Consider the following 4,982-nt stretch of genomic DNA (forward strand, 5'->3'; position numbering starts at 1 on the left):
ACTGTTTGGCTACGCTGTGGCCTCATATTGGCAGAGGCCAAGGCTTCACCGCGGCAAGCGATACGCCTCGACCTGCGCCTTCAACGCCTCCAGCGACGCAAGCGGCGCCTCCGGATCGACCCGATATTCCCCACGCGCCAGCCACGACAGCACCTTCGCATCGACGACCGGCGAATGGTGGATAACGTCGCTGTAATTGTCGAAATCGTGCGTCACGTCCTTGATCGCCCGGAAATCGTACAGGCGCACATTGGGAAGCTGCGTCAGGCGCTGCGCCATGACGGCGGTGAGGTCGGTGACGATCTTCAGCGTCGCAGGCGAAGCATCACGCATCGCGACGAATTGCAGGATCGAATAGGGCGGGAAGTAGATGTCGAAGGTCACGTCCGGATGGCGCGCGATCAGGCCGACGGCGTCACGCTCGAAATGCCGGACCATCGCGTCGTAACGATAGCCTTCGCCGAGAAAACGGCTGCGTACGGGATCGGTGATATAGGTGAAGGCCGCGAGCGTCCTTTTCGCATTGTAGGCGCGCGCCACGTCGATATCGCGCGGCAACGCATAGATGTCATCGACATCAGGCAGCGCGAACTTGATCGGTAGATAAGGCGCGGCCCGGGTCAGCGGCTCTCGCAACGGGGGAAACGACCGCAGCAATGCAAACAGGGATTCCTTCGCAATCGCCGCGCTGAACAGGTAGGACGCGATGCCTTTTGCCGTCCCGCGATAGAGATCGGCGGAGAGATAAGGATCGGCCTCGATGTCAGCCGCATCGACAAAGATGAAATCGTCCATCGCCCAGATCACGCGCTTTGCGCCGCGGTCGATGGCCTGCTCGAGCACAAACCCCTGCTGGCGCGAATTGGAGCCGGTCATCGCCAGCTTGAGCGAGTGCACGCCCAGCGCATGGTCGATATCGCTCTGGCGGAAATGGATCGCGAGCGAGGTGCCCATGAAGGCGGTGTCGAACGACTGGCTGCGGATCAGCCCGGCATTCTGCACCCGCGTGTCGTCGGAATAAAAAGGTGCGACGAGGCGCGAGGGGCGAAACAGTTGCAGGGGATCGATGACATAGGTGAGCGCAGCCGCGCCCAGCACGCACGCGATGCTCGCGAGGAGAAGACGCCCTGGATGTGTGAACGCGCCTTGCATCAGAACCGGAAATAGATGAATTCGCTGTGGCTCTGGATGCCCAAAATCCCGAACGCAAGCACCAGCGACGCACCATAGAGGACCAACGGCCGCATCCGTCCGGCCATCAGGCCATCGCCGACCCTGCGATTGGCGTGGTCGTACCCCATGATTCCTTGCGTATTCGGTGCCAGCCACACCAGCGTGGCATAAATTGCGACCATCACCGACGCCGCAATCTCCTCGCGCCCGAAGGCGATATTCGAGGGATCGGCCATCGCATTCAGAATCCGCATGGCCCAATCGACCCGTTCGGCGCGGAAGAAGACCCAGGCGACAACGACGGCGAGAAATGTCAGCACGGCTCCGGCGGCGCGAGCTGGGCGCGCGAGCAGTTTTGGAACATTCGGCACCAGCGCATTGAAAGCGTGATTGATACAGAGATAGGCGCCATGCAGCGCGCCCCAAATGACAAACGTCCAGGCTGCGCCATGCCAGAGCCCGCCCAGCAGCATCGTCAGCAGCAAGTTGACGTAGCGCAGCACGCGGCCGCGCCTGTTGCCGCCGAGCGGGATGTAAAGATAGTCGCGCAGGAAGTGCGAAAGCGTCATGTGCCAGCGCCGCCAGAACTCGACGATGCTGGTGGCCTTGTAGGGCGAGTTGAAATTGACCGGCAGGAAGATGCCGAACATCAGCGATATCCCGATCGCCATGTCGGAATAGCCGGAAAAGTCGAAATAGAGCTGGAAGGTGTAGGCGAGAGCGCCAAGCCAGGCCTGGTCGAAGCTCGGCGCGCGCGCATCGAAGGCGAGCGCGACCAGCGGCTGGATGCCGTCGGCGAGGCACGTCTTCTTGAACAGCCCGATTGCGAAGATGATGATTCCGCACAGGATCAGATGCGCGTGCGGCTGCTTGGTTTCCTCCCGTTCGAATTGCGGGATCATGTCCTTGTGGTGAAGGATCGGTCCCGCGATCAGATGCGGAAAGTAGGTCACGAACAGCGCGTAATGCGGCAGCGCATAGGCCGCGACCTGCCCGCGCCAGGCGTCGACCAGGAACGCGATCTGGGTAAAGGTGTAGAAGGAGATGCCGACCGGCAGCAGGATGTGGACCGAAAAATGCGTGCCGGCCAGCGCATTGATGTTCTCGACGACGAAGCCGGCATATTTGAAGATGCCAAGCACCAGGAGATCGCCGGCGACGCCGAGAGCAAGTGCCGCCTTTCGTTGCGACGGAGCAAGCTTCGCCACGATGAGGAGATGGCCAATGCCGTAGTTGAAGGTGATCGATATCAGCAACAGGGCCACGAATTGCCAGTTGCCGATGGCATAGAAGGTGAGCGAGGCCGCCGCCAGCCAGATCACCGGGGCCAGATTGCTGCGCCGCCCGAGCCAGAAATAGCCAGCCAGCGCGGCCGGCAGGAACAGCAGGATGAACGGGTAGGAATTGAACAGCATCAGGCTGGACCGGCGGCGGGAATTAGGAAGCCTAAAGCATAGAAGGGACCGATCAACAACCCGGCGACTGGCGCAGTCCTTGCCGCAGTGGCGCTGGCAATTCGAGGAATCGGGGCGATATAAGGTGAAACACGCATCTGAGTGAGGATCGAGTGACACAGGCCAAAACACCTTCCCAGCCCCCCGTCGCCCCGCGCCGGCCGCATTCCTTCACGCGGCACGGGATCACCGTGACCGACGACTATGCCTGGCTGAAGGACGAGAAATGGCAGGAGGTGCTGCGTGACCCCGCGGTGCTCGATCCCGACATCCGCAAATATCTCGACGCAGAAAATAGCTACACCGAGAGCCTGCTCGGCCATACCGCAGCCCTCCAGAAGACGCTGGTGCGCGAGATGCGGGGGCGGATCAAGGAAGACGATTCCAGCGTGCCGTCGCCGGATGGTCCCTTCGCCTATTTCCGCAAGTTCCGCGAAGGCGGCCAGCACGAGCTGTTCGGCCGCATGCCGCGCGATGGCGGCGAGGGCCACATCGTGCTCGACGGCGATGCGCTCGCCAAGGACCATACCTATTTCAAATTCGGCGGCAGCCGGCACTCGAACGACCACAGGCTGCAGGCCTGGAGCGCCGACACCAAGGGCTCGGAATATTTCTCCATCCGCGTGCGCGACTGGGCGACCGGCAAGGACTTCGACGACGTCGTCGAGGAGACCGACGGCGGCGTGGTCTGGAGCAAGGACGCCACGTCGTTCTTCTACGTGAAGCTCGACGACAATCACCGCCCGATGCAGGTATGGCGGCATAAGCTCGGCACTGGGCAGGCCGACGATACGCTGGTCTACGAAGAGCAGGATTCAGGCTGGTTCACCCATCTGCAGGAGAGCACCAGCGGCCGCTTCTGCGTGATCGCGGGCGGCGACCACGAGACCTCCGAGCAGCGGCTGATCGACCTCGCCCATCCCGACGCACCGCCGCGCCTCGTCGCGGCTCGCGAGGAAGGCGTGCAATACTCGCTTGCCGACCGGGGCGACGAACTCTTCATCCTCACCAACGCCGACGACGCCATCGACTTCAAGATCGTCACCGCGCCGCTCGCATCACCCGAGCGCAAGAACTGGCGCGATCTGATCCCGTATCGCCCGGGCATCTACATCATCGACCTCGATCTCTATGCCGGCCACATGGTGCGGCTGGAGCGCGCCAATGCGTTGCCGTCGATCGTGATCCGCGACCTCGCGACCAAGGACGAGCACGCCATCGCGTTCGACGAGGCGGCCTATTCGCTCGACACGATGGGCTCCTACGAGTTCGAGACGACGAATTTGCGTTTCGCCTATTCGTCGATGACGACGCCGTCGGAAGTCTACGATTACGACATGGTCAAGCGCACGCGCACCCTGCGCAAGCGGCAGGAGATTCCGTCCGGCCACAATGCGGCCGACTACGTCACGACGCGCATCATGGCGAAGGCGCAGGACGGCGCCGAGGTGCCGGTCTCGATCCTCCATCGCCGCGGGCTCACGCTCGATGGCGCGGCGCCGCTGCTGCTCTACGGCTATGGCTCCTACGGCATGGCGATGCCGGCTTCGTTCAGCGCCAACCGGCTGGCGCTGGTCGACCGTGGCTTCGTCTATGCCATCGCCCATATCCGCGGCGGCGCCGACAAGGGCTGGGGCTGGTACCTCGACGGCAAGCGCGAGAAGAAGACGAATTCGTTCGACGACTTCTCTGCCAGCGCCCGCGCACTGATCGATATGAAATACACCAGCGCAAAGCGCATCGTCGGCCATGGCGGCTCGGCCGGCGGCATGCTGATGGGCGCGGTGGCGAACCGCGCCGGCGAATTGTTCGCCGGCATCGTTGCCGAAGTGCCGTTCGTCGACGTACTCAACACCATGCTCGACGACACGCTGCCGCTGACGCCGCCGGAATGGCCGGAATGGGGCAACCCGATCGAGAGCGAAAAGGATTTCCGCACCATCCTGTCGTATTCGCCCTACGACAATGTCGCGGCGAAAGACTATCCGGCGATCCTGGCGATGGGCGGGTTGACCGATCCGCGTGTCACTTATTGGGAGCCCGCCAAATGGATCGCGCGCCTGCGCGCGACCATGAACGGCGGCGGCCCGGTCCTGCTCCGCACCAACATGGGCGCCGGCCATGGCGGCGCCTCGGGACGCTTCAATCGGCTGGATGAAGTCGCGATCGTCTATGCGTTCGCGCTGTGGGCGGCGGGGATGGCGGAGGCCGGGGTGTAGGCCCAGCGTCGTCCCGGCGAAGGCCGGGACCCATACCCCGTGATTGATCGATGAAGCACGGCATTCGTACCGTGGAATCTCTTAATTACGAATCTTCGCGAAACTCCGCCCTGTGGTTATGGGTCCCGGCCTTCGC

General features: G+C 62.8%; 3 protein-coding genes. 1 reads left to right on the forward strand and 2 read right to left on the reverse strand.

Features of this window, described 5'->3' with window-relative positions; translation table 11 throughout:
- Positions 1-45: 45 nt before the first annotated feature.
- Positions 46-1,152, reverse strand: a complete 1,107-nt coding sequence (locus IVB47_RS34545) for a hypothetical protein (protein WP_247468340.1) — start codon at positions 1,150-1,152, stop codon at positions 46-48.
- The gene (locus IVB47_RS34550) at positions 1,152-2,588 is read right to left on the reverse strand and encodes an MBOAT family O-acyltransferase (protein WP_247468343.1); all 1,437 of its coding nucleotides are present in this window, start codon (positions 2,586-2,588) and stop codon (positions 1,152-1,154) included. Before IVB47_RS34550 ends, IVB47_RS34545 begins: the two co-directional genes overlap by 1 nt.
- Before the next feature lie 152 nt (positions 2,589-2,740).
- Here IVB47_RS34550 and IVB47_RS34555 point away from each other — a divergent pair, with 152 nt between their 5' ends.
- Positions 2,741-4,846, forward strand: coding sequence for a S9 family peptidase (locus IVB47_RS34555; protein WP_247468346.1), 2,106 nt, complete (start codon positions 2,741-2,743; stop codon positions 4,844-4,846).
- Positions 4,847-4,982 lie beyond the last annotated feature (136 nt).

The organism is Bradyrhizobium sp. 62 (assembly GCF_023073035.1).
GTDB lineage: Bacteria > Pseudomonadota > Alphaproteobacteria > Rhizobiales > Xanthobacteraceae > Bradyrhizobium.

Excerpts from the sequence above, each read along its gene's own strand:
- IVB47_RS34550 (WP_247468343.1), bottom strand. The coding sequence starts at position 2,588 with ATGCTGTTCAATTCCTACCCGTTCATCCTGCTGTTCCTGCCGGCCGCG.
- IVB47_RS34545 (WP_247468340.1), bottom strand. The coding sequence starts at position 1,152 with ATGCAAGGCGCGTTCACACATCCAGGGCGTCTTCTCCTCGCGAGCATC.